The 26,130-nt window shown below is 33.6% G+C and carries 18 protein-coding genes; all 18 read right to left on the bottom strand.

Features of this window, described 5'->3' with window-relative positions; genetic code table 11:
• Positions 1 to 10: 10 nt before the first annotated feature.
• The 18 genes from CLORY_RS02380 to CLORY_RS02295 all read right to left on the bottom strand — a co-directional run bounded on the left by CLORY_RS02380 (position 11) and on the right by CLORY_RS02295 (position 26,055).
• On the bottom strand, positions 11 to 2,308 hold the full coding sequence (locus tag CLORY_RS02380) for a glycoside hydrolase family 3 N-terminal domain-containing protein (RefSeq protein ID WP_079421923.1): 2,298 nt from the start codon (positions 2,306 to 2,308) through the stop codon (positions 11 to 13).
• 179 nt (positions 2,309 to 2,487) lie between these two features.
• Positions 2,488 to 4,044 carry a response regulator transcription factor gene (locus CLORY_RS02375; RefSeq protein ID WP_169911499.1) on the bottom strand — a complete coding sequence of 519 codons (1,557 nt, stop codon included), beginning with the start codon at positions 4,042 to 4,044 and terminating at the stop codon, positions 2,488 to 2,490.
• On the bottom strand, positions 4,037 to 5,818 hold the full coding sequence (locus CLORY_RS02370; RefSeq protein ID WP_079421921.1) for a sensor histidine kinase: 1,782 nt from the start codon (positions 5,816 to 5,818) through the stop codon (positions 4,037 to 4,039). Before CLORY_RS02370 ends, CLORY_RS02375 begins: the two co-directional genes overlap by 8 nt.
• Before the next feature lie 192 nt (positions 5,819 to 6,010).
• Positions 6,011 to 7,477 (bottom strand): ABC transporter substrate-binding protein, encoded by a 1,467-nt coding sequence (locus CLORY_RS02365; protein WP_079421920.1) that lies wholly within the window; start codon positions 7,475 to 7,477, stop codon positions 6,011 to 6,013.
• 57 nt (positions 7,478 to 7,534) lie between these two features.
• Complete coding sequence (locus CLORY_RS02360) at positions 7,535 to 8,398, bottom strand: carbohydrate ABC transporter permease (RefSeq protein ID WP_242954307.1); 864 nt, start codon at positions 8,396 to 8,398, stop codon at positions 7,535 to 7,537.
• A gap of 108 nt (positions 8,399 to 8,506) precedes the next feature.
• Positions 8,507 to 9,469, bottom strand: a complete 963-nt coding sequence (locus tag CLORY_RS02355) for an ABC transporter permease (RefSeq protein ID WP_341456626.1) — start codon at positions 9,467 to 9,469, stop codon at positions 8,507 to 8,509.
• 194 nt (positions 9,470 to 9,663) lie between these two features.
• Positions 9,664 to 11,004, bottom strand: coding sequence for an alpha-L-fucosidase (locus tag CLORY_RS02350; protein ID WP_079421919.1), 1,341 nt, complete (start codon positions 11,002 to 11,004; stop codon positions 9,664 to 9,666).
• Positions 11,005 to 11,022: 18 nt separating this feature from the next.
• The gene (locus tag CLORY_RS02345) at positions 11,023 to 12,009 is read right to left on the bottom strand and encodes a glycoside hydrolase family 130 protein (protein WP_079421918.1); all 987 of its coding nucleotides are present in this window, start codon (positions 12,007 to 12,009) and stop codon (positions 11,023 to 11,025) included.
• Positions 12,010 to 12,046: 37 nt separating this feature from the next.
• Positions 12,047 to 13,069, bottom strand: a complete 1,023-nt coding sequence (locus tag CLORY_RS02340; RefSeq protein ID WP_079421917.1) for a carbohydrate-binding family 9-like protein — start codon at positions 13,067 to 13,069, stop codon at positions 12,047 to 12,049.
• A 27-nt stretch (positions 13,070 to 13,096) separates the two neighbouring features.
• Positions 13,097 to 14,143, bottom strand: a complete 1,047-nt coding sequence (locus CLORY_RS02335) for a glycoside hydrolase family 18 protein (protein ID WP_079421916.1) — start codon at positions 14,141 to 14,143, stop codon at positions 13,097 to 13,099.
• A 28-nt stretch (positions 14,144 to 14,171) separates the two neighbouring features.
• Positions 14,172 to 15,533: an alpha-L-fucosidase gene (locus tag CLORY_RS02330; protein WP_079421915.1), complete on the bottom strand. Its 1,362-nt coding sequence runs from the start codon at positions 15,531 to 15,533 to the stop codon at positions 14,172 to 14,174.
• Between the two features lie 85 nt (positions 15,534 to 15,618).
• Entirely contained in the window at positions 15,619 to 17,355 is a 1,737-nt protein-coding gene (locus tag CLORY_RS02325) for a glycoside hydrolase family 35 protein (RefSeq protein ID WP_139375942.1), read from the bottom strand.
• A 26-nt stretch (positions 17,356 to 17,381) separates the two neighbouring features.
• Positions 17,382 to 20,459 carry an alpha-mannosidase gene (locus CLORY_RS02320; protein WP_079421913.1) on the bottom strand — a complete coding sequence of 1,026 codons (3,078 nt, stop codon included), beginning with the start codon at positions 20,457 to 20,459 and terminating at the stop codon, positions 17,382 to 17,384.
• Between the two features lie 447 nt (positions 20,460 to 20,906).
• Complete coding sequence (locus tag CLORY_RS02315) at positions 20,907 to 22,781, bottom strand: beta-N-acetylhexosaminidase (RefSeq protein ID WP_079421912.1); 1,875 nt, start codon at positions 22,779 to 22,781, stop codon at positions 20,907 to 20,909.
• A gap of 119 nt (positions 22,782 to 22,900) precedes the next feature.
• Positions 22,901 to 23,836, bottom strand: coding sequence for an ROK family protein (locus CLORY_RS02310; RefSeq protein WP_079421911.1), 936 nt, complete (start codon positions 23,834 to 23,836; stop codon positions 22,901 to 22,903).
• Positions 23,837 to 23,856: 20 nt separating this feature from the next.
• Entirely contained in the window at positions 23,857 to 24,618 is a 762-nt protein-coding gene (nagB, locus tag CLORY_RS02305; protein ID WP_079421910.1) for a glucosamine-6-phosphate deaminase, read from the bottom strand.
• A complete protein-coding gene (locus CLORY_RS02300) occupies positions 24,615 to 25,340 on the bottom strand; it encodes a GntR family transcriptional regulator (protein ID WP_079421909.1) in 726 nt (241 codons plus the stop codon). Before CLORY_RS02300 ends, nagB begins: the two co-directional genes overlap by 4 nt.
• A 202-nt stretch (positions 25,341 to 25,542) precedes the next feature.
• Positions 25,543 to 26,055: a DUF3862 domain-containing protein gene (locus CLORY_RS02295; protein WP_079421908.1), complete on the bottom strand. Its 513-nt coding sequence runs from the start codon at positions 26,053 to 26,055 to the stop codon at positions 25,543 to 25,545.
• Between the last annotated feature and the right edge of the window lie 75 nt (positions 26,056 to 26,130).

Genomic DNA, 26,130 nt, shown 5'->3' with positions numbered 1-26,130 from the left:
TTATTACCTCCTACTCTTCTATTATAAGGATTGTATCCTGAGTATTAGCTGAACTATTACCTACCATTATCTTTACATTTCCTGGTTCAACTATAAATTGCATATCAACATTCCATATAGAAAGTTCCTCTTTGCCAAGTTCCATAGTAACAGTTTTTGCTTCTCCGCTTTCAAGCCATATCTTTTTAAATCCTTTAAGTTCCTTCACTCTTCTAGTTATGCTTGCCTCAAGGTCCTGTATATAAAGCTGAACTACTTCCGCACCTGGAACTCTTCCTGTATTTTTCACATCAATACTTACTTTAACCGTATTACCATTATTAATTTCCTTCAATGAAATCTTATCCCTTTCTAATCTTAAATTAGTAAGCTCAAATTTAGTATAGCTCATACCATATCCAAAGCTATACTGAGGTGATGAAGTCATATCAAGATAATCACTTGTATCCTTATAATTATAATAAACCGGCAGCTGAGCTGAAGCCTTAGGAATGGAAACAGATAACTTTCCACTAGGGTTATAGTTTCCAAAAATTACATCTGCTACAGCCTGTCCTCCTTCTTTTCCAGGATACCATGCACATATTATTCCATCAGCATTCTCCGCTATCCACGGTATTGAATATGGCCTTCCCTGGATTAACACTACTATAACAGGTTTGCCTGTTTTAATTATTTCTTTTGCCAGCTCAACCTGTACTCCTCCCAGCTCTAGGTCAGCTACATCTACACCTTCTCCGCAATCCATTTCTCCTACTTGACCATCTAATATGGCAGCTCCATTCATATCAAATTTCACGCCAAAATCTCTGGCACTGCTTCCTCCAAGCACCAATATTACAGCATCGGAAGCTTTGGCTTTTTCAATAGCTTCAGCAAAACCTTCTGTTGAGGTATCCCTTATACCACAGCCCTTTGCATAAGTAACTTCTGTTTCATCACCAACTACCATTCTTACTCCCTGAAGTACAGTACTTCCTGTACCATTCAGTTGAGGCGCCGTATAATCTCCCAGCTGGCTATATATATAATCAGCATTTGGACCAATGACAGCAACTTTAGATAATTCTTTTTTAAGTGGTAAAATGTTGTTTTCATTCTTTAGTAAAACTATACTCTCTCTTGCCATATCGAGATTTAATTTTCTGGAGTATTCATTATCTACAACTTTTTCTGCTAAAGTTTCATCAACAAATGGATTATCAAAAAGACCTGTCACAAATTTAAGTCTCAAGACTCTTCTAACGGCCCTGTCGATATATTCCTCACTTACTTTTCCTTCTTTAACAGCCTTCTCTAACTTAGTAAAAGCTACGTTCCATAGATTTAAGTCAACACCTGCCTTTAATGCCATAGCTGCAGCTCCCTCATAACTGCCTGCAATATTAACTAAATTATCTACTGCACAGCCGTCAGACATTACTATTCCTTGAAAATTCCATTCATTTCTTAATATGTCTGTAAGCAGTTTTTTATTAGCATGGCAGTATATACCATCTATTTCATTATAAGCTGCCATACAGCCTTCCACCCCAGCTTCCACTGCAGATTTCATGGCAGGAATATGAACTTCTCTTAATTCTCTTTCACCTAACGGTGCCCCCTTTCCATTATGTCCTCCTACACTTGCTCCTTGGGCGCATAAGTGTTTAACTACTGCCGCTAATTTATCATTTCTTTTCAAATCATCAGTACTATGTCCCTGAAGTCCTTTTACTGCAGAGGCTGCCAGCTGAGCTGCTAGATATGGATCTTCGCCATAACATTCCTCTGCCCTTCCCCATCTTGGATCCTGCATTATATCAAGAGTTGAAACAAGAGCTAAGCTTCCCCCTCTGGATTTTATCTCCGCAGCTACCTGTGAAAAAACTTTTTCATACAGTTCCGTATTCCATGCTGAACCAATTCCTATGTTTGTAGGAAACATTGTACCGTTTAGAGCCTGATGACCATGAGGACATTCCTCTGACACGAATATAGGTATTCCAAGCCTTGTATTTTCAATAACATACTTCTGCAGCATATTTGCTACTTTTGCATTATCAGATAATGGAATACCATTATTGAAATTTACTTTAGACCATGGATCGGCCCTAAAAAGACCATACAAAGCTCCAAGCCCATCACCAATGTTAACCTCTTCCTTAAATGCTTCTGATACTTCAAACCCGTTTTCTGTTTTTATGTATGCTTCCCATCCGTATAATTTTTGATTTAATTGTCCTACTTTTTCCTTAAGTGTCATGCGCGAAAGTAAATCTTCTACTCTTTCCTCAACTGAACAATTTATATCTTTATATTTCTCCATATTTATTCCTCATTTCTAGCCATATATTAAAAGACCCTGGTAAAGTAACTTTGCAGGATCTTTTAAATTACCTTATTATATCCACATGCAATTTACCTTATCATACTCAATCAAAATATATCATAACTAAACTATCGCTTAAAGTTAGAAATATCTATTATTTAGTGGACATATTAAAGTTAATAATTTTTATTTTCTCTCAAACTATTAGGTGACACTCCAAAGTGCTCCTTGAATTTTCTATAAAAGTAACTATTATCGGTATATCCAACCTTCTTAGCTACCTCACTTACTTTTAAATTAGAAGAAAGCAATAACTCCTTAGCCTTCTCATTTTTTACTTTGTTAATAAATTCTGAGAAGTTTTGTCCTACCTCTTTATGAAATATTTGCCCCAAATAAAAAGGATTAATATTGTACTTATTTCCTAGAGTCTTTAAAGAAAGCTCCTCATAATAATTCTCTTTAATATAACTTAAAACTTGTTTAGTAATAGGGCTCATCTTTTGAGAAACATTCTTAATATTTCCAACTAGAGATTTGCTTTCAAATTTAATTTCATCCTTTAATTCATCAACAGTTCTTATAGTACATATCTTTAAAATCATATCTCTTAGATTCTCATGATTACTTTGTATATTAAATTCATTACATATCTTATTTACTTCTATCAGCATCTTAATCGCTATATTTTGTACCAAATCCGGTGTAATATTTTCACTTTGTTTCAATTCCTCAAATATGCCATCTATGTAATCATCGATGGCTGCCTGATCTTTACTTAAAATTACCTTTTCAAAATCATGAGAGTTTACTGAAAACTTGGTATTGCTAAGCTTATGCATCTGCGTATAATCAAAATAGTTTATTATTTTATCATATCCCTGTACTAATAAATAATTTTGCAATTTATTTGCTATCTCATAGCTTTTATAAACTTCTAAACAGCCGCACTCTATATTCCCTTGAGTAATAAAACATTTTACGTGAAAAGTATCCCACAAAGTATTTTTAATATCTTTTAGATATTCCAGAATTTGAGCTTCAAAACCTTCAAACTTATTCGAACCAAATAAAATAACTATATTACCCTCTAGATTATTAAATATACATATATCTTCCCTGTTTGCTGAAGAATCCTCTATAAAATCATAGATATCATCAATAGTGTTCTCACCCGAAGTTTCTAAATCACATTTCATAATAGCTACAGAATAATGCTCATAATCTAACCTGATATCTAATAAAAACTCTCTTTCCTTCAATTCAATTAAGTTTATATTGTTCATCATAAGTCGGTAAAGAATATTATCTTTTAATATTTCTTTATCTCTGCTGATCATGTTATTATATTTTACTTCGCTCTCCAATTTAGCTTTTATTGCCTCAAGAGTGCCATACAATTCCTTTTCATTTATAGGTTTCAAAATATAATTTTCTATCCCTAGGCTTATAGATTCCTTTGCATAATTAAAATCATCATATCCGCTCAACACTATAAATTTTGTTTTCTCACTTACTTTCTTTATCTCTTTTATTAATTCCAGTCCATTGACTTTAGGCATACATATATCTGTAATAATTATATCTGCTGGTTTTTTATTAAATAATTTAATTGCTTCTTCACCATTAAGTGCCACATTATCAATAGATAAGCCAAGACTTGTCCAATCTATTAAATCCTTAAGTCCATTAAGTATAAATACCTCATCATCTATAAGCATCACACTATACATAAGCATCCACCTCTTTACTTGGAATTTTTATTATTATCCTTGTACCTGGAGTCTCTTTATTTTCTAAAGTTAACCCATAGTCACTACCGTACTGCATTTGTATTCTCTCATGCACATTAATCATTCCTATTGAATTTCCCTTTACATCATTATGAAGCAGCCTATCTTCAAGTTTCATAAAAGTCTGTTTATCTATACCTTTTCCATTGTCTTCTACTATAATATTTATGTGTTCATCTTCTTTTTCCACCATTATTATCAAATAGTTATCGTATTTATCTAGTTTAACTCCATGTACTATGAAATTCTCTATTATTGGCTGTATAGTAAATTTAATTATTTCGTTATTTAACAGCCGTTCATCCATATCTATACAATAGTCAAACTTGCCTTCATATCTAAATTTAAATAACTCTAAATACATTTTGCAGTGACAAAGTTCCTGTTCAATTGTTATTAAAGTTTTTCCTTTTACCATATTTCTAAAAAGATATGCCAAGTTATAGAGCATCTTTCCAACATCCGGATTACCATCTGACACTGCCTTCATTCTTATTGACTCTAATGTGTTATATAGAAAATGAGGATTAATCTGGCTTTGAAGAGCTGTCATCTCAGCATTTTTTTGGTTTATTTCCATAAGATAAACCTTGTGTATATATTGTTCTAATTTTGCACACATATCATTAAAATTCTGTGATATCATGCTGAACTCATCACTTTCATTATCCTCAGGTATTCTAGTTTCAAGTTCTCCCTTTTGCACCCTTGCCATAGCAGAATTTATATTATATATTCTATTAGATAAACTTCTAGTTTTATAGTACACAACGATTTCGCCCAAAGTAATAACTAAAACCACAATAACAATAGTAGTCGCTATAACACCCCTGCTAGAGTACAAAATACTTCTTGCAGGTAAAATTCCTACTATTCTGACTCCAGATATATTTGTAACTGTATCCTGATAGCAATATTCATCTAATCGTGTCATTTTATTAACGATTGAAAGCTTATCTAAATAAGGATAAACCCTATTTGAATGTTTTTTTGTATAATCATATATCACAGTTCCATCTCTATTAATTACAATAATATTATTTTTAATCTTTTCGTAATTGTTTATTATCTTGTCCAGCGAATGAAGATTATATCTTATAATGATGGAACCAACATCATTTAAAGTGTCAGAATCTTTTATACCATTTATCGTGTAATATGAATAATTGTCAGTTTGTTTAGTAATTTTTTTCAGCGCATCTATTAGATAATTACCTGTGTTCCTGTTCTTATCAGTAAACCCTACCTTTTTACTTACGTTGTATATGACCTTTAAATTTTTAGAAGAATTAGATAAATAAAATGTATCTCTGCTGTAACTATAAAAGGTTATACTTTCTATATTGCTGTATTCGGTTAGATAATTATTTACAAGAGTGTTTATACCATATGAAATATTACTGTCCTTATAAAACATATCTAGTCTCATCTTTAAATATTCACTATAATCGTTCTCAAGGAAATTAATTACATCAGTTAATGTAGAAGGTTGACTATACAAACTATTTACGATATATTTTGAGGTTTCATAATCTTTGCTGAAGGTATTGTTAACTTCCTCAATAGATTTCTTGTTTAAGTACATCTCATCATTTTTTATATTCATTACCACTATTTCAGTAATAAAAGATGCTAGAATCAATATTGATACTATAATTATTAAAGAATAAGTAATAAAAGTTTTTCTAAAGATCTTTGTTCGAAGGAAATTCATTTTCACCACACCTTAGTGACATATTATTACACTTTCTAGCAATTTAAGTTTCATTACTTCTTTATCTATAAATAATTATAAATGCATTTTTAAAAAAACTAAATATTTTCGTGTATTTTTATAAATAGATTAAAAATCAGGCAATTTTACCTGATTTTTAGTCTGATATATTATCAATTTATAAACAATTCATTATTTTTTCCATGCATCAAATTGTTTCTGTGCTTCTGCAATAACCTTATCTATACCTGCTGCCTTAAGTTTATCTACTGCCTTTTTAGTATATTGATCTGGATCAACAGAACCAGTTACTAAAGGAGTACGATATTCATCCATAATATTTGCTAAAGAAGCAAGCTCTGTCTTAACTGGAGTTTGATCAAAACTAAAGCCAAGTGTAGGAGCGGATATAGCAGATTCGTTAAATTCTTTAAATTTCTGCCACTTATCTTTTGGTGTTCCCTTTGTTAAGTAAGTGTTAAATAAATTTCCGAACGCATAGCCTGGAACTGAATAGTTTTTTGTACCTTCACTTGTTATACTTATAGTTCCATCACTGTTCTTAGTATAGTGTTTGCCTTCTATACCATAGTTAAGAAGATTTCTTAAATACTTATCAGTATTTAACAGATTTAAGAACATCATGTCTCTGTCTGGATCTTCAGCAGTAACAGAAATTCCAAGCATAGATCCACTAACTGAACTATTATTTATTACAGGAGTTCCTATTCCAACAGTATCTACTTTATATCCAAAAGATGCGGACCAAAGTTTATCAGCATATGGCTGAGTTGTGGATGTATCTACAAACCAGTTTCCTGTTTTGTCGCAATCTGTACCGTTCTTAGATGCAGCAACAGCATCAGATCTTATATATCCTGCCTTATAGTATTTTCTCATAAGTTTTAAGAAATTCTTAGTTTTATCAAATTCAAAGAAGTTTTTAAACTTATTATCTTTAGCGTCTATGTCCATATCAATTGCAGATGTTCCGCTTAATTCATCTAAATTTAATTCAACTGGGCTTGACTCTGCTCTATATACTGATTTCATGTCTGGCTCTGCAGCATGAATCTTTTTAAGTACAGGTTCAAGGCTCTCATAAGTATTTAACTTGCTTATGTCTATATGATACTTTTGTACATACTTATCATTGAATCTGAAAACTCTTTGCTGAGCAATTTCTTTGTTTGCAGGAACTGCATACAACTTACCATTTACCTTGTTACTGCTAAGTAGCTTAGGATCGATTACTTGCTTCATATCCTTTCCATACTTGTCCATTAAATCATCCAGTGCCAAAAATGCACCTTTTTTAGCATTTGAAACATAATCATTTGCCCATGAGCATGTAAATGCTATATCAAATTTCTCACCAGAATTTATCATAACCTGCATTTTTGAGGTATAATCACCCCAATCAATAAACTGAAAATCTAAAGTAGCATTTATTTTTTTCTTTAAGTATTTGTTTGCTGCCTTTATAACATCACTTGTATCTTTTTGAGGTGTTCCTATTTGATAGAATTTAATAGTGTAAGGTTTTAACTTTCCATCAGATTTACTTGCTGTTCCGCTGTCCTTCTTACCGCAGCCAGTAATTACAGCTCCAGCCATTAATACACTTAGAACGGTACAAATTATTTTTTTGTGTTTCATAAAAGTTCCCCCTTGTTTTTTAATATATATTTTCAACAATTTAATAATTGTTGGAAATTACTCTTTAACTGCTCCTATGGTTAACCCTTGTACAAAATATTTTTGGAAGAATGGATAAGCTAATACTATAGGTCCTGTTGCTAATACAACCATTGCCATTCTTGCCGTATTCTTAGGCAATTGTGCTACAGCCTTTACACTATCTGCCGAATTCATCCTAGTAACATTAGAAGTTAAGAAATCCATACTATTTTGTATTTTCATAAGTAAATACTGAAGCGGCATTAAATTCTGATTATCAATATACAAAAGTGCATTAAACCAATCGTTCCAATATCCTAATGTACAAAACAATCCAATCGTAGCCATAGCTGGCAGTGATATAGGTAAAACCATTTGGACAAAAGTCCTTATTTCACTAGCCCCATCTATTTTTGCAGATTCTATAATAGCGTCTGGTACTGACGTCCTAAAGAATGTTTTCAATATAAGAATGTTCCAAGCCCCACAGGCCATTGGCAAAATCAGTGCCCAAACTGTATTCTTCAATGATAATAGCCTTGATACAACTAAGTACGTCGGTACTAAGCCTCCGCCGAATAGCATTGTAAAAAATGCATAAAATGTGAAAAACTTGCGAAACTTAAAGCCTTTTCTCGATATTGCATACGCATATAGAGACATGATGGTTAAAGACAATATTGTTCCTACAACGGTTATAAATATTGTTACCCCATACGCTTTAATTAATGAATCACTTGAATTTAATACATAATCATATGCAGACAAGCTCCATTTTTTAGGAATAAGCCTGTAACCGTATTTTGCTAAACTCTTTTCATTTGTAAAAGATATAATTACAACAAACAGGAACGGAAATACACATGCAAATGCAAATAGTCCTACAATTATTGTTAACAAGGTGTCCCAGAACTTAGAAAAAGCATTTACATCTCTATTTGATACCCTTTGTTGTTTCTTTTTGTTTAAAGTTTTAGAAGTACTAATTTGAATCACCTCCAATAAATATTAGAATAATGAGTTTTCATTATCATATTTTCTTACTAAGTAGTTTGACACTAATATAAGAACTAATCCAACTGTTGATTGATATAAACCTGCAGCTGCTGTCATTCCAAAATCGCCCATTGTTGTAAGTCCTCTGTAAACATAAGTATCAATTACATTTGTTACTGGGTATAACACACCAGAGTTCATAGGAACCTGATAGAACAATCCAAAATCAGCATTAAATATTTTTCCTATAGATAACAGTAACATCATTGTTATAACTGGTTTTAATAATGGAAGTGTTATAAACTTGATCTGCTGAAATTTATCAGCGCCATCTATCATAGCTGCTTCATAATATGACTTGTCAAAACCTGCAATAGTTGCTATATATACTACAGAACTATATCCTGTTCCCTTCCAGATAGCTGTGAATATAAGAATGAATGGCCACGGTTTCGGATTTAAGTACCAATTTACAGCTTTACCTCCTAAAGATGTTATTATTTGATTTGCTAACCCGTTATCAGAAAGAAAAGCATAAACAAAATAGCTAATAACAATCCAGGATAAAAAGTAAGGCATAAACATTGCTGTTTGGAACAACTTACCTAAAAACTTATGTGACATTTCAGTGATAATGATTGCAAATGCTAATGCAAAAACTAGTCCCAAAAATATAAATGCCAGATTATATAAAACAGTGTTTCTTGTGATTATAAATGCGTCTTTCGTACTAAATAAATATTTAAAGTTTTTAAATCCCATCCACTTACTTTCAAGTACAGTTTGAATAAATCCAAATCTACTTATTCTAAGGTCTTTAAATGCTATAACAATTCCTAACATAGGTATATAACTGAATATGAGAAACCACAGCGCTCCCGGTATTACCATGAGCATAAACTGATAGTTATTTTTAATAGTTCTAACAAAATTTTTCACTTGCCCAATCTCCTTACCTCCATTTATTTTAGCTATGAATGTTAATAACTAATTAATTAAATCATATATTATAAACGGTTTAATTAAAACTGGAATAATTTTAGATTTAATGGATTAATTATAAAAACGTTTTTTGAAAACCTTTATCATTATTAATCTATCAAAAGAACCTCCACAAGATTAACATCTCGTAGAGGTTCTTACATATAATGTATATCATTACATTATTTTCATAGCTTAAATACAACAGCATGATCTTTTATTTTTCTTGCTGCTTTAGGTATAACTATCTTTGTAATATTGCCTTCATTTACAAGACTCACACCTTCATTAGAGCCTAAAATGCTAACTGCTTTTCTTCCTGTAAAATCTGCTTTTTCGAACTCTATGCTTTCAGGAAGCTCTTTTTCTTTCTCGTCCATAAGATATATAACATATATATCATTACCCTTCTGAGTAAACGCGCATTTTCCTTCTCTGTACGGCTTATAAGCTCTGGTACCATAAATAGCTTCACCATTCACATTAAGCCAGTCACCAACCTTAAGAAGTCCGTTAACTGCCTCCTCTGGTAAAGTTCCATCAGGCTTAGGACCTACGCCTAATAATAGGTTTCCGCCCTTAGCAACTATATCTACAAGGGTATGAATTACTTCTGTTATAGATTTATATTCATCATTAGGAACATACCCCCAATTGTTAGCCATAGTTATACAGCTTTCCCATGGCTTTTCTAAAGGTGCATCCGGTACGCATCTTTCAGGGGTAATATAATTTTCATGTCTGCCGCCTACTGTTCTATCTACAATTAAAAGCTCAGGCTGATAGCTCCTTGCCATTTTAGCTATTTCATCCATCTTAATGTCTTCTCTAGGTGCACAGACCCATCCTGCATCAAGCCAAAGTATATCCACGTGGCCATAATCCCTCATAAGTTCTTCAAACTGTCCATGTACAAATTCTACAAACTTATTCCACATTTCTGGATTTTCTTTTTCGTCATAACTTGCATAACGAGACAAAGCCCTTTCTCCAGGTACCCAGTAATATGGACAATGCCAATCAGCTTTTGAATAGTAAGCACCTATACCAATATTCTTCTTGCGAAAAGCATCAAAAACTTCCTTTACTATGTTAGCTCTTGGATTGTTGTTGAAAGGACAATCCTTACCTGTAACCTTATAATCTGAATATTTAGTATCAAACATGTTAAAGCCATCATGATGTTTTGTCGTAAACACCATGTATTTCATTCCAGCCTTTTCAGCTACTTCTGCCCATGAATCAGGATTAAATTTTGTAGGATTGAATTTTTTATTCATATCCCAGTAATCCTTCTGCAGTTTCTTAATATCTCCTTTCCAGCCAGGTCTAGCCCATTCATCGCCTTCTGAGAGCTGCCAGGATTCAACTACTCCTGATACTGCATATACGCCCCAATGAAAGATAAGTCCAACCTTCTGATCCTGAAACCATTCAAGTCTTTTTCTTACCATAGCGCTTTCTTCATATTCATTATTATCAATGCTGTCATACTTTGCCTGTTCTATATCTTCTCTTTTCAAATCCATCAGTTTCACCTCTAAGCCTTATAGTTTTGAATTATTTTTTATAAAATCTATAAGTTCATCAACTTGTGTATATGCAACACCTGTAACTGTATCTGCTGCTCCATAATATACAGCAATTCTGCCAGTTTCACTATCTGCAAGTGCTGCACATGGGAATACAACATTAGGAACATCCCCTACACACTCATATTGTGTTCTTGGAGCCATTAAATATGGTTCTGTTCTATAAAGCACTTTCCAAGGCTGCTCTAAATCAAGTATTGCTGCTCCAAAATGATATACATATCCATTACAGGAGGTAAGTACACCATGATAAAATACAAGCCATCCTTCCGTTGTTTCAATAGGTGTAGGTCCAGCACCTATTTTTGTACTCTGCCACCAACCTCTTGTACCCATTACATGTCTATGTTTTCCCCAGTAAACAAGATCTGGGCTTTCACTGTAAAAAATATCTCCAAATGGAGTATGTCCTGTATCGCTTGGTCTGCTAAGAAGCGCATATTTACCATTTATCTTTCTTGGAAAAAGAACACCGTTTCTATTATATGGCATTGTGATGTTATCAATTTGGTGAAATTCTTTAAAATCAAAGGTATATGCTAGTCCTATTGTTGGGCCGTGGTAACCGTTGCACCAAGTTACATAATATCTATCCTCTATAAAGCAGACTCTAGGATCATATGCATATTCAAAATCTCCTAAATCCTCACTTTCCTTTATAAATTGAATTGGCTTCTCATCTATCTTCCAATTAATCCCATCATCACTAAAACCTGCGTGTATTCTCATCTCACGTCTTTTATCATCACATCTGAATACTCCAGCAAATTTTCCTTCAAAAGGAACTACTGCGCTGTTAAATATACTGTTTGAATTAGGTAATAAATCTCTTGGTATTATTGGATTTTGTGAAAAACGCCATATAACTTCTTTGCAGTCTGATGGTTTGTCTTCCCATGGTATATTAGGTAATGCTGGTCCTATAATTGTTCTCTTGCTCATTTTTTCCCTCTCGCTTTCTATTATTTTAAATTATTACTTACCTATTAATAAATACTCTTCCATCTTCTCTTATGCATATGGAGGATGTTTTATCCTCTGATGGTACAGTTATTTGATACATATCACTAGCTACTTCAATAACAGGGTCAATACTCCACCTATCTCTGCCTTTTATTTCGTTAAAGTCAGCTGCGTACCTTCCATTATCACAATAATAATTTCTTTGCCTATAATATAGTTTTCTAAGCTGCCACTTGATTTTTTCGTCTTTAGGTATTGAAAATTCTATTTCATCCTCTTCTGAAAACACTACAAATCCCCAAAGTTCAGGATAATGCATATTAATAATTCCCATAGGTGACCATACCCAATTGTATTCAGGATATGCAATGCCTGTCTTAGGGTCTATACATTTTCTGTACTTCCCTTCCTTAACCTCAGTTCTCCATTCAACTCTTGAGAAATTAATTCTCCAGTACTCCCCGCAATTAGGTCTTCTAAGTTCTCCAGCCATTTCTATTAATGATTTCCACGGCATTGCAATCTCAACAGTCCACTTAGTATTTTTAGCATCAGAATTGTTTATAGCTCCATATACTTTTACTGCAGATTTAATTCCTTTTATGTCCCAGCTGTTAATTGGTTTCCCATTATCCCTATATGGTTTTGTAAGCATTAAATCCCATATAGTATTGAAGGCATTCATTTCAAATTCATAATAATGATGTGTTTCACCACTAGAATCAATAAAAATTTCGAAATCATTATCTTGGAATATTACACTATCTCTTTCCCTTAGTGTCGCCCATATTTGATCATCTTCAAGTTCCGCACCAAAATACAAGCATTCATCATCCCATAACATCTTAAGCCTTGTTTGTTTTAGTGGCTTTGGTTTTAAATCTCCCTCTATATCCTCAAAATAACTTGTCCATTGAACATCAGCCCAGAAGCTTTTATCCAAATTTCCATCTATAATAGGCTGTTCTTTTGCCTTTTTACAAATGTAATGCTTCGGCGCAAACTCTATTTTAGGCTCCTGTAATCTTTCCAGCTTCATATACCTTCTCCTTTACATAAATATTATCTAATAATCTCCAAGTACTCCATATATACTGTTTAAGAGTTTACCTGTCTTATCCAAAGGATACTCCCAGAACATTATGCCTCCTATACCTTTTTGTTTAACATATTCAGATTTATATATCATAGATATCTCATCCTCATAGGATACAAAATTGCTTCCATTGAAAAGATATGAAGCCTTCGCAATATCATCCCAGTATCTCTTATATCCATTTTTGTCTATATACTCATCATAAAGGGTAGTAAAATCACGCATAACACAGCCAGAAGCTTCTGCCTCAGTTGAAAGTCCTGTACCTTCACTGGATTTAACGCCTTCCCACATCCTTCCATAGAAAGCAGCACCAATAATTATTTTTTCCTTAGGTACTCCAGCATTTATAAGTATATCTATACAACCTGCAGCACTTCGATCATCAGGGTGCTTTTCCATTGGATACGTGTTAGCATGGTGTCCTGTGATGTTTGTAAAGCTTCCTCTCATATCATAAGTCATCAAATTTATGAAATCTAAATATTTCTGTACCTGTTTTATCTCTATATTATCAACATATTTTTGACCTGCTCCAAGGGCAGCACTTAGTATATACTTTTTTCCATCCTTTTTACCCTGTTCATCCAACTTTTCTCTAAGAAGCTTAAGATAAAGTGTATAATTTTGTTTGTCACAATCCCTAGCAACAATCTCAGCTTGGTCATCACAAGGATATTCCCAGTCGATATCTATCCCGTCAAAATCATTTTCTATAACAAAATCCATAGTTGAAGCTACAAATTTTTCTCTTCTCTCTTCATTAAGAACAGCATCTGAAAATCCGTCAGCTCCCCATCCACCTATAGATAATACTGTTTTTAGGTGTGTATTCGCTTTTTTTATCTTATTTAATATATTCAGCTTTTTTAAATGTTCTCCCTTTAATTTGCCATTTTCGATAAGACCAAAAGCATAGTTTATACAAGTTAATTTTCCAGCATCAATGTCTTCTTCTTTCCAATCGGCTGCATCACTTAAATACCCCATTATCTCGTAGTTACTAATTTTGTTCATACTCTTCCTCCTTGTAAATCTTATGTTTTTACACTCCACTATTATAGGCTGCAAGCCTTGCTATACTGGGTGTACCTCTTGATTTTTTGATTATAACTCGTACTGTTTTGACGTTAATCCTTTCAAAACAACATATCTTCTTATAACCTACAGTTGTTCCGTTAAAAAATTCTATCCATTTTCCATTATCATTGTATTCTATAGAAAATCCCTCTACCTTCTGTCCTAGTTTTATATATTCCATTAGAACCACTCTATCTATATTTCTAGGCTCACTAAATCCAATAATGATAGTTGGATTTTCATCAAATTTTTGCGGAGACCAGCAAGTATCTAGGCTATCATCTAATAAGTTCATTCCGTCTTGTTTCACATTTAACCTGCTGGATACCGATATTGCAGAACTCTTTAATAAGTCATTTTTAAATATTCTTCTCAGAGCACTTCCGAAACCTTCGAGCACTTGAACATCCGCTTCATGTATGAGACCTCTCTTGTCCGGAGGTATATTAAGTAAAAAGGCAGCATTTCCTCCAACAGAACCATAATATATATTCAATAATTCATCCACAGATTTAAGTTTGTCATCTTCCGAAGGATGATAAAACCACCCCGGTCTTATAGATGTGTTTACTTCAGACGGATACCACACAAGGTCCTCCGCATCTTTTATTGCTTCTCTGCTTCCAAGGTCTTCATCCGATGAGTTTACGACCTTTGAAAACTTACCGTCATCAAACTTTTGTGACTTATCCTGTATCTTTTCCACATTCAAAAGGTTCTTTGGTACTACACTCCATTCTGACCTTCTGCAATGCCCCGCTTCATTGCCGCACCATCTTACATCTGGTCCGCATACAGCTATGACAGCATTAGGCTGCAGTCTCCTGACGACATCATAATACTCATCCCATGCATATACCTGTTTTTTTCCGTTTTTACCTTCTCCGCAGGCACCATCCAGCCATACTTCAAAAATATCGCCATAGTTTGAAAGTAGTTCCGTAAGCTGATTCCTATAGTACTCGTTATATCTATCTGAATCACCATAGCTCTTCTCATGTCTGTCCCAAGGAGATAGATACACCCCAAACTTCATATTTTCTTTTCTACAGGCATCAGAAACTTCTTTTACTATGTCTCCCTTTCCATCTTTCCAAGGTGAATTCTTTACTGAATGCTCTGTATACCTACTCGGCCATAAGCAGAACCCATCATGATGCTTGCATGTGAGTATAATTCCTTTCATACCTGCTCTTTTGCAGGTTTTTACCCATTGATCTGCATCAAATTCCGTTGGATTAAATATTAATGGGTCTTCATCACCATCTCCCCACTCTCTATTAGTGAAGGTATTTACAGTGAAGTGAATGAATCCATAAAACTCCATACTCTGCCATATTATTTGCCGTGTGGAAGGGACAACTTCTGATGCTCTCTTTACTATCTCTTCTATTTGTAATCACATCCTTCCATTACAGCTTATGTATATCTACTAAATTGGCAATTGGGTTTTTAATGCCTTTTAAATCAAAGACCACTATTTCATTCTGCCCCTTTTTCAGCAGAGGCGCAGGTATATACAATGTTTTCTGAGGGCCTATACTCCAATACCTTCCTATATTAAAACCATTAATAAATACATTTCCTTTTTCCCAATCTTCAATACTGAAGTAAGTATCTTTAGGCTCATCAACTATAAAATATCCTCTATAAAAGGTTGGTTCAAAATTTGAATTTTGATTGTCATATCTTATTCGTTCTATATTATCTAGCGGTAAGGTAAATATCTTCCACTGAAACTGATATTGGTAATCTAGTCTCACACCTTCTGTTATGCCCTTATAATCCATAAGATGCTGTCCATAATTAACTCTCCCCATGTTCTCTATAAGAATATCCAATACATTTTCATCCTTATCAAAGTCCACTATTACCTTTTTATACTCCGGCCTATATACCGTATCTTTATATTCACCATTTACAAATATCTGAGCTCTATCATGAACTTCCTTTATATCAATTTCACAATTCTTCCTTATGCCCTTAACTCTAGTTCTATAAAGGATAAATCCAAAATTCTGATTAAGTTCTTCCATAGGAACCGGATAAGCCATCTCTACTGGTAATGATAAGTATTTGAGTGCTCCAAATAATCCTTGCTTTTCAGTAAGTTTAACCTTACCATACGCTTTTCTTTCTATAGGCTGCAAAGCTTCTGTCTCAGCGATTTTTGTATACTTTGATAACACGTTTCTAAATTCAAAAAACTTTTTTGTAAAATGTCCATCTTCAGTCAGTGGTGAATTGTAGTCATAGCTTGTAACTGTTGGCTCATATTTTTCCTGATAATTAGCCCCATTAAAAAAGCCAAAGTTTGTACCTCCATGAAACATATATAAATTCACTGAAGCACCCTGTTCTAATATATTATCAAGTTCCTCAGCAGCATCATTATAACTTCTTATATGATGTTCTTCTCCCCAGTGATCAAACCAACCGTTCCAGTATTCCATACACATAATTGGTTTATCCTTCTGATATTCCTCAAGTTTTTTAAAAGCTTCTACAGACCCTGACCCAAAATTAACAGTCTTATATATGTCAGGCAGCGTCCCACCCTCAAGCATCACATCTGTTGGTCCATCAGAGGTAAATATAACACAATTTATACCGAAATCTATAAACTTATGCTTTAAATGCTCAAGATATCTTTTATCATTTCCGTAGCTGCCATATTCATTTTCAAGCTGTACAGCAATAACCGGACCTCCATTACTGCACAGAAGTGGCCTGATCTTCTCGAATAGAACATCAAAAAACTTGTCCACTCTATCCAAATAAGGTTTGTTATAGCATCTTAACTTGATATTTTCCTCAGCCAAAAGCCATGCTGGAAGTCCTCCAAAATCCCATTCAGCACATATGTAAGGACCTGGTCTAAGTATTACATTTAATCCTGTTTCCTGGGCAATATTTATGAATTTAACTATATCAGCTATGCCAGAGAAATTATATTCGCCCTTCTTTGGTTCATGAAGATTCCAGGCTATACATGTTTCTACAGTATTAAGTCCACAAGCTTTAAGTTTTAAAAATCTATCCTTCCAATACTCAGGAACCACTCTAAAGTAATGAATAGCTCCTGATAATATCCTATATGGTTTGTCATTAAGCATAAATTGATTTCCGCTTATCTTAAACTTGCTCATCACAAACACCTGCCCTTATAAATTATTTATAGTTTACATAGCAATGTTTTTATTTCAAATGGCTTTACGTAGATATCTATAGAATTATTTATTAGCCCTATTTCTCGTTTCTCTTCTTCAAGTAAATTTGTCTCTACTACTTTCTTAATATCCACATTAAACTTGATATTAACCTTTTTACCTGTCTTAGCAGCATCATAAAAGCGAACAACAAAGCCTTCTTCATTTTCCGCCCATTTTATAGCCTCAATTATTATATTGCTTGAATTTACTTCTAAAATTCCATCAATATCCTTAGTTTCATTTCCAACTTTTCTGCATACAATCGGCATGTTAAGCTCATATGCAGGCCTTATTACACTTTCCACAGAAAAACTGCAGTTATGAGGCAGAAAGGAATAGGTAACATAGTGTATTCCTTCATCTCCTCTGGTATCTGGTCTAAGCCCCGATTTAAAAAGGCTTAATTTAAGGTTTCCTCCAATAGTACTTATTCCATATTTACAATCATTTAATATCGCTACTCCAAATTCGGCTTCTGATATATCAGACCATTTATGATTGCAGGATTCAAACCTTGCTCTATCTTGAGGAAGGTTTTCATGAGTAGGTCTTTCAACATGTCCGTACTGTATTTCATGCTTTACATTATCAGCTAGTACATCTACATCAAAACCTACTTTTAACAATCTATGTTTTTCCCTCCAATCCACCTTTGTTTCAAAATCTACCTGTGGAGTCTCAGAATGGAAAATCATATCTTGAACTATAAAGGATCTCTCTCCTATCTTGTAATTGCTTCTTATTCTTAGCTGAAGACATCCATCATAGAGCACCGTTCTATCCACAAGTCTGTTTTCTTCTCTCATCTTAAGCTTTTGGTCTATATCAATATCCCAGTTATCCCAAAAAGCAGGTATATCTTCACCAAACAAGAAATTGTTTAATGCTCCGCCTTCTTTAACTATTTCTCTGTCTGAACCTTTATCTATGAAGGATATTATTTTACCTGTCTCATCGAATTTAACTATAGCAAAAGGAGTTTCAATCCTATTTTCCTCTAGTATGAAGGCTGATTTGTTTTCTATAGTTTTCTTCGATAAAGATATTACTTTGCCTGATAAAGCTTGTATATTAATTCCGTTTACAGCGAGCATATCTTTTCCATCTATATTTTTTATCCACTGAGCTTTTACCCCATCTACATCAGGATAATATCCCTCTTCTATGTCACTGAGTATGATTTCGCCATTTCTATCCCAGCTAAGTGTATTTACAGCCATTAAGGAAGGATTTTCACCATGGCTAAAGTCTTCAATTACGCTTGAACAAATATCCTCAGCTGAAGCCGCACAATCTTTAAAGTCCCCGATAGCCTCATCATTAACTCTGGAAATAGATGAACCTGGCAATATGTCATGAAATTGATTAGTCAATAATTTCTTCCACATTGCATCTAATTTTTCTTTTGGATATTTTCTTCCTTTAATAGCATTAACAGTACTCAAAATTTCTGCATTTCTATAAGCGATCTCAGTCTTTCTATTTCCTCTTTTTACTTCGGATATAGACGTTAGTGTACCTCTATGAAGCTCAAGATAAAGTTCACCGCACCATTTGGGTATATCCGTAAGTTCCTTTTCAATACCTTGCATGAAATTACTTACTGTAGTATATTCAGCTTTAGGACAGCCTTCTAAGTCTTCTACTCTTCTTGAAATCTCCACATTTTCCATCATAGGGCCGCCGCCTCCATCACCGAAACCTACAGCTGCAAGCGATCTATCTTGCACATCCTTATGCTGAACATTATTTTCCCATTGTTTAAGCAAAGTTTCAGGATCAGGTGAACCCGGAATAGTATTAAAATGAGATATTACCTCTGAGCCGTCTATACCCTGCCATATGAAAGTATCATAAGGAAAACGATTCGTATCATTCCAAGAAAGCTTTGTCGTACAAAAATATTTAACTCCTGCTCCTTGCAATATTTGCGGAAGTGCTGCTGAATATCCAAATACGTCCGGAAGCCATAAAGTATCTCCAGTATAACCAAACATTTCACGGGTAGCGTTTTGTCCGACCAACAGCTGTCTCACAAAAGATTCACCCGAAGGAATATTACAATCTGGTTCTACCCACATAGCGCCATTGGGTTCCCATCTTCCTTCCTTGACTCTTTCTTTAATCCTTTCATATATCTCAGGGTATCTTTCCCTTATTACTGAAGTATGATAAGGTGCTGATTGAATAAATTTAAACTCCTTATATTGATCCATAATGTTCAATACAGAAGAAAAGGTTCTTGCACACTTTCTCCAAGTTTCAGCAATTGGCCAAAGCCATGCACTGTCTATATGTGAATGCCCCACTATGTTGAGTTTAGGCACAGTTTCACTATTATGTTTTTCTAAAAGAGGCTTCATTATTTTTCTGGCCTCTGCAAGTTTAGGTCTCCAAATGCTTTCTTCCACATCCGAAGGCATAGTATCAATAATTTGGAAAACCTTTACTAACTCTTTCATAATGACATTTTTTCTTAGGCTATTATCATCAAGCGCGTTTGCAAGCAGTCTCAATACTCTTAAGTCGAAAATAAAAGCACTCACATCTTCTCTTTCAAGCACTATTTCTACTCCATCAAAAGTCTTGCAATCCTTTTCTGGCATAGGATCATTTTCATCAGGACCACAGCCTGGCTTATGATGTCCAGCATATGCTTCTAAGCTTAAATGGTATTTCCTATTTCTTTCTCCGTTTTGAGTCATAAGAACTACAGGATGATTATCATCAAAAACACCTTTATATTTATTATCAACGATAAACAGAGTTTCTCCATTAGTCTTTGCCTTTACAAATACCTTCTTTTCACAGCACCTTTCTGGTAAAACAGCATCTCCTCTAAACCATGCTGTGACCCAATTATCTCCCCAGCTTGTTCCAGGCATTACAGACTGCCATTGTACGTTTTCTGGCTCACATGTAAAATGTTCTTTTGTTTGCCACATCTCCATAGGAATAGTTGCTATCTTCTCATATCTATACTTATCATATCTTTTTTCTATAAGTTCGAATTTAGCCTTCGTCTTTTCATGTACGAGCATCTAAGGTTCTCCCTTCCATAGGTTATTAGTTTGCTAACTATATTTAATCAGTAATATCTTATCATTATTTAAATGATTTCACTCAAGTAAAAATCATATATTTACTGTACATTTCAAAGAATTGTTATAAAAAAATATTGTGGCACTACGGAGATTGATCAGTTCATTAAGCACTCGTAACACGAATTTATGTAAATTTCCTAATTGGGGCAAACTTGGCTACGCCTCAAACACTGCCCAAATCTTAACGGAAATTTACATAAAATTCGCTAACAATTACTAAATTTACTCTATATCTCCTTCATGCCACAACATTTCCTATGCCCTGACTCTTAATATTCACAAAATACTCTTATCATACTGCTTCTTTTGTCTTCTTCTCTTAATTTACTACTTCAAAATATACTACCGTTTCTTTTTAATTACTTCGTAAACATGCTGTTTTTTTCATTTGGTGCCAATATGTTTTCTAAGAAAGCTGCATATAAAGCTAATTACATCTCTTATCCTATAAAGCTCACTTTCTTTGTTTCTTCTGCGCCACAGACTTGAAAATTCAACAAACCAATATTCTAATTCAATTGCCAGCTTATTATTGTCTATAGGCAACTTTATTTCATCATGCCCTAATTCATATTTTTTTATAGCCAAACAAACAGCATTCATAAGTGCAACTCCTCTAGCTGAGTTTATGAACTCCTCTATATCCATAACTCTACTTGATTTAGCACTTCTACCTTTTCTGGTGATTTCTTCTTCAAGCTTCAATGCATTATGATATCCCTCTAGCATTCTATTGCTGTCAATTTTATTTAACCCTTCCAAATGTTCATATGTAACTTTTCTATTCAGCATTTTGCAATCTGCAAAATAAATTATGTAAGGCCATGCAGCTATTTCCTCATTTGAAAGCTCTCTAATAGTTCCGATAATGTCTTTACAGTTTTCACCAAACTCTATTATGCTTATTGCTCTATCTATATCATCAAATTCTCTTTTATCATCAGGGTTCCAGGACAAATCAGCGCCATATATCATTCCCGGCATAGAATTTGCAAGTAGATTTATATGTCCAAAATCTCCCCAGTCCGTATTTAACACTCCAACTGCTCCATACTTTTTACCATAGGAAATCATTTTTCTTATATTATTAAAAGCTCCATCCATATAGTTCATCATTCTATTCCAGCCACCTACACCAGGACATACAAATTGGGTTACATTAGCTTCTGATAATACCCTCACATTATGGTCAGTTACGTCTTTTGAGTAATCCCAATTAAGACATATTATATCTTTAGGCAATTCTTTCAGCAATTCAGGAGTCTTCAAAATTATATCTCCCCAGAACATTATCTGTTTATCATATACCTTTACTTCATTTACTATCTTTTTCAAGAAATCAACATATAACTTGTCTGCTCCATATTCCCTAGCAAGCTTTGAACTTTTACCTTTTCCTATATCAAATGTCTCATCACAACATATATTAAACTTGTTAGAACTGAAAAGAGGTATGAACTCTTTAAGCATATTACGAACAAACTCTATACTTTTATCATTTGAAACATTCAGAGTATGATGTGCCATTCTATCAAAATATGAGAATTGCTCTTTTTCAGGATCATTTAGCTCACATAAGTTTTTAAATTTCTCACTTCTCAATGCCTCATATAAATGCCCAAAGGTAGAAAGTGATGGAACAAGCTCTATATTCTTTTTGCTGCAATATTCATCCAATTCAAGTATTTCCTCAGCAGTTAATGGATCTTTATTCATCCATATCTCACTCATATTTTTGAATGCAAAACTATGCTCAATATATAATTGAAGCTGATTTATTTTATAGAATGAGAGCCTATCTGCTAATCTTTTAAGAGTTTCCAGCTTTGGAACTTTTCCTCTTGTTACATCGTGATAGAATCCCCTTTGTTTATAATATGGTGCATCATCTATTTTAACATTAGGAAGTTGAACATCACTCTGTCTCAATATCTGACAAAATGTTTGTACACCATAAAATAGTCCGGCATCATCATTTCCTATTATCTCCACAATATTTTTATCTATATTGATAGAGTATCCTTCTTCCTTTCCTGTTTTCTTATTTAAATATATTATGCCTTCCTGGTCTTTAGCTAATCCTTTGTTTATTTTAATATCTAAATTGAAGTTGGCTTTTATTTCCGTCTTTACCTGTTTCGCACACCCTAGATGATTAAAATTACATTTGCAATCTAGGACTATTTCTGTATCCCTATTAATAATAAAACCCTTTTCATCTAAATATTTAACTCTTTGAGGTTCTGGAATGAGGAACATTTTAACACTCCTTTATCTAAAAATTAGTATTGTTATCGTTATCTATAATATTATCATGCATTTAATCGTTGTAACTATAAAAGATTATATATTTACTGTATTTATCAAAGATTAGTTGTTCAGCTTTCAAGCCTACATATTTTCGTCATATTACCAAAAGCATTGTATGCGGCTCCAATTATTGCAGCATCATTCTCAAGTTTTGCCTGAACAATTTCAGTATATCCAGAATAATACTTCATTACTTTTTTCCTGAACCTTAAATTTATCTCATCAAAAAACGGCTTTCCTTGTGCTGATATTCCACCGCCCAATATTATAAGTCCAGGATCAAGTATATGCGTTACATTTACTAAACCTACAACTATATTATCTAAGAATTCGTCATACACTTCTGAAGCTAATTCTTCTCCTGCTTTTGCTTTACTTACTATAAGTTCGCCACTCAATTTTTCCACTTCAATATTGGATCTTTCAGAATACCTTCTTATCAGTGCAGAGGTAGAAGCAAATCTTTCATAGCATCCATTACTCCCACAGGCACATGGTTCGCCATGTATATCAATAATTGAATGACCGATCTCTCCTGCCGACCCTCCAATTCCCTTGTAAAGTTTACCGTCAATAATAATAGCACCGCCTACACCTGTTCCAAGTGCAATGCAGACAAAACTTTTCTTACCCTCTCCAGCTCCCTTCCACAACTCACCTAAAGCGGCACAATTAACATCATTCTCAACAAAACACCTAAGTCCAAGCTTATCCATTATTTCTTCAGAAAGTTTTGCCCCTGTATATCCAGGAAGATTGTCAGAAGCAAATATTATTTCTCCTTTTTCAGTGTCAATTTGCCCTGCGGTACTTATGCCAACGGCATCAATACAACAACTAGATTCAAGCTCTTTTACTCTCTGTATGATTACTACTGGAATCTCTTCCTTACAGTTGTTAGATGGTGTCTCGAACTTACCTTTAACCAGTATGTTTCCTTCTTCACTGATAACACCATATTTTATAAATGTTCCTCCAACATCAAAAGATGCAATATTTCTCATGTCACCATTTTCTCCTATCACTATTTTACGATTTCAACATTCGTTGTTATGTTTAAATTGAGTTCTGCTGCAGCATCTTCGTCTACAACAACTATTACATTATTATGAACCTGTAATATTGAAGCTGGAATCTCGGTATCTATTTTACCATCAACAAGTTTACTTATTATTGAAGCTTTTTTCTTTCCATTTGCTAAAAGTAATATCTTTCTAGCTTTCATTATAGAACCTAGTCCCATAGTAATAGCTTCTTTTGGTACTTCATCTTCATTCTCAAAAAATCTTGCATTAGCTTCAATAGTTTCTTTAGTAAGCGGAGTTAAATGTGTTCCCATATGAAGAAAACTATCAGGCTCATTGAAGCCTATATGACCATTACCTCCAATGCCCAGAACCTGTAAATCGATTCCTCCAGCATTTCTTATTCTTTCATCATACTCTATACATTCTTTTTGTATGTCCTCAGCAACTCCGCTGGGAACAAATGTATTGTTCTTATTTATGTTTACATGATTAAAAAGTTTATTGTCCATAAAATATCTGTAACTTTGCGGATGATCACCCTTTAATCCTCTATATTCATCTAAGTTAAAACTTGTCACTTTCGAAAAGTCTATCTGTCCTACCCTATTCATAAGAACTAAATTACTATACATACCTTCTGGAGTACTGCCTGTGGCAAGGCCTAAAATACAGTCAGGTTTTTCCTTTATAAGCTTAGCTACTTCCCAAGCTGCAACTTTGCTCATTTCATCATAATTTTTTGTAATTATTACTTTCATCTTATTTTCCCCTCTCGCGTTAATATATTTACTTCTAACGTGTACTTATCTGATCTATAAATTGATTCTTCTACAAATAAAAGTTTGTTATCTTTCGTTATATTATTACTTGATAGTTTAAGCAACGGAATCTGCCCATCAACCCTAAAAAGCTTTTTATAGTAGTCATCTATTAAAATAGCCTGTATCTCTGATTCAGATCTTTCAATTTCGTACCCATAACTTGCAAGCAGCTGGTATAATGAACCTTTCAATAAATCTTCATTAATAAACCCGCAGTAATCAGTAGGTATATATACAGTCTCTACTGCAACTATGACTTCATCTATCAATCTTAACCTTACAATTTTATATATTTCCTCAAACATAATGATGTCGCTAAATTCAATTGGTGTTTTCATCTTCTTAAACTCTATTACTTCAGTACTGTGTTTAAATCCTAACTTGTTCGCCACCTCCGAAAAACTCATCATATCCCTCTGTTTAACCTTAGGTTCACATACAAATGTTCCTTTTCCCTTTTCTCTTACAAGAAGACCTTCCTGAACTAAATCTCCAAGTGCCTGTCTCACAGTCATCCTGCTTACTCCATATTCCTCAGATAACTCTCTTTCACTATTAATACACTCTCCAACCTTCCAAAAGCTATTACTTATCTTCTCTCTTATCTCCTCTTTAAGTTGATAATAAACTGGTATTGGACTACTTTTATCTATACTCATCGGAAACTCCTTTTATTTATCATTATACATTCTAATATTATTATCTATTGCTATTATAACATCCATACATATAGATGTCTATACCAGTTTGAAAATACATAATTTCCTAGTTCCTAAAAAAGCATGAGTAAAACATAATTCTTATGATTCTAAAAAGCAGCTTAGATTATCTATAACAAGATATTCCAAGCTGCTCACTAATTTATAAGCTAAAGTCTGACTTTACATCCAATACATTATTGCTAAAAGTGCAAGTAATAAAATATCCATTACTGTTAACCCACTGATAGCTTCTGGAATCAGAGCCATAAGATTTTGCCTCTCCTGTTAACTGACCACCCTTTCCTAATATAGATTTTACTTTTTTATAACTCATACCACTTTTTATTTTTTTATACTTTCTTTTTGATACTTTTGCATAAGCCTTGTACAATCCTGCCTGACCTTTTGATAACACTTTACCATTTTGAAATGTTATACTCATGGCCCCTAAACCTGCACTCCATGTATATGATGTCATTTTAATTCCTGCTGTTGATGTAGAACTTTCTCTTTTTCCTTTTCCTACAATTTTTACAACTGCTGAATATGAGCTCCCCATTTTGATCTTCAAGAATTTGCTGTAGGTAACTCTTGTTTTTGCACTTACCGGAACACTTATAATTGCTAATAACATAAAAATAAGTACAGCTGATAATGATTTTTTTAATTTCATAGATACTCCTCCTAAATTTTTATATATGCCATATTATAACATAATATACCATTTTAAAATTAAAATCTATGATAT

Origin of the sequence: Clostridium oryzae (genome assembly GCF_002029235.1) — a bacterium.
Lineage (GTDB): Bacteria > Bacillota > Clostridia > Clostridiales > Clostridiaceae > Clostridium_AE > Clostridium_AE oryzae.
Note: the sequence above shows the minus strand (reverse complement) of the source record. Positions and strands in the feature narration are given on the sequence as shown.

Bases quoted from the DNA above. Each gene is read 5' to 3' on its own strand.
- CLORY_RS02380 (WP_079421923.1), bottom strand. From the start codon at position 2,308: ATGGAGAAATATAAAGATATAAATTGTTCAGTTGAGGAAAGAGTAGAA.
- CLORY_RS02375 (WP_169911499.1), bottom strand. From the start codon at position 4,044: ATGTATAGTGTGATGCTTATAGATGATGAGGTATTTATACTTAATGGA.
- CLORY_RS02370 (WP_079421921.1), bottom strand. From the start codon at position 5,818: ATGAATTTCCTTCGAACAAAGATCTTTAGAAAAACTTTTATTACTTAT.
- CLORY_RS02365 (WP_079421920.1), bottom strand. From the start codon at position 7,477: ATGAAACACAAAAAAATAATTTGTACCGTTCTAAGTGTATTAATGGCT.
- CLORY_RS02350 (WP_079421919.1), bottom strand. From the start codon at position 11,004: ATGGATTTGAAAAGAGAAGATATAGAACAGGCAAAGTATGACAGCATT.
- CLORY_RS02345 (WP_079421918.1), bottom strand. From the start codon at position 12,009: ATGAGCAAGAGAACAATTATAGGACCAGCATTACCTAATATACCATGG.
- CLORY_RS02340 (WP_079421917.1), bottom strand. From the start codon at position 13,069: ATGAAGCTGGAAAGATTACAGGAGCCTAAAATAGAGTTTGCGCCGAAG.
- CLORY_RS02335 (WP_079421916.1), bottom strand. From the start codon at position 14,143: ATGAACAAAATTAGTAACTACGAGATAATGGGGTATTTAAGTGATGCA.
- CLORY_RS02330 (WP_079421915.1), bottom strand. From the start codon at position 15,533: ATGGAGTTTTATGGATTCATTCACTTCACTGTAAATACCTTCACTAAT.
- CLORY_RS02325 (WP_139375942.1), bottom strand. From the start codon at position 17,355: ATGAGCAAGTTTAAGATAAGCGGAAATCAATTTATGCTTAATGACAAA.
- CLORY_RS02320 (WP_079421913.1), bottom strand. From the start codon at position 20,459: ATGCTCGTACATGAAAAGACGAAGGCTAAATTCGAACTTATAGAAAAA.
- CLORY_RS02315 (WP_079421912.1), bottom strand. From the start codon at position 22,781: ATGTTCCTCATTCCAGAACCTCAAAGAGTTAAATATTTAGATGAAAAG.
- CLORY_RS02310 (WP_079421911.1), bottom strand. From the start codon at position 23,836: ATGAGAAATATTGCATCTTTTGATGTTGGAGGAACATTTATAAAATAT.
- nagB (WP_079421910.1), bottom strand. From the start codon at position 24,618: ATGAAAGTAATAATTACAAAAAATTATGATGAAATGAGCAAAGTTGCA.
- CLORY_RS02300 (WP_079421909.1), bottom strand. From the start codon at position 25,340: ATGAGTATAGATAAAAGTAGTCCAATACCAGTTTATTATCAACTTAAA.
- CLORY_RS02295 (WP_079421908.1), bottom strand. From the start codon at position 26,055: ATGAAATTAAAAAAATCATTATCAGCTGTACTTATTTTTATGTTATTA.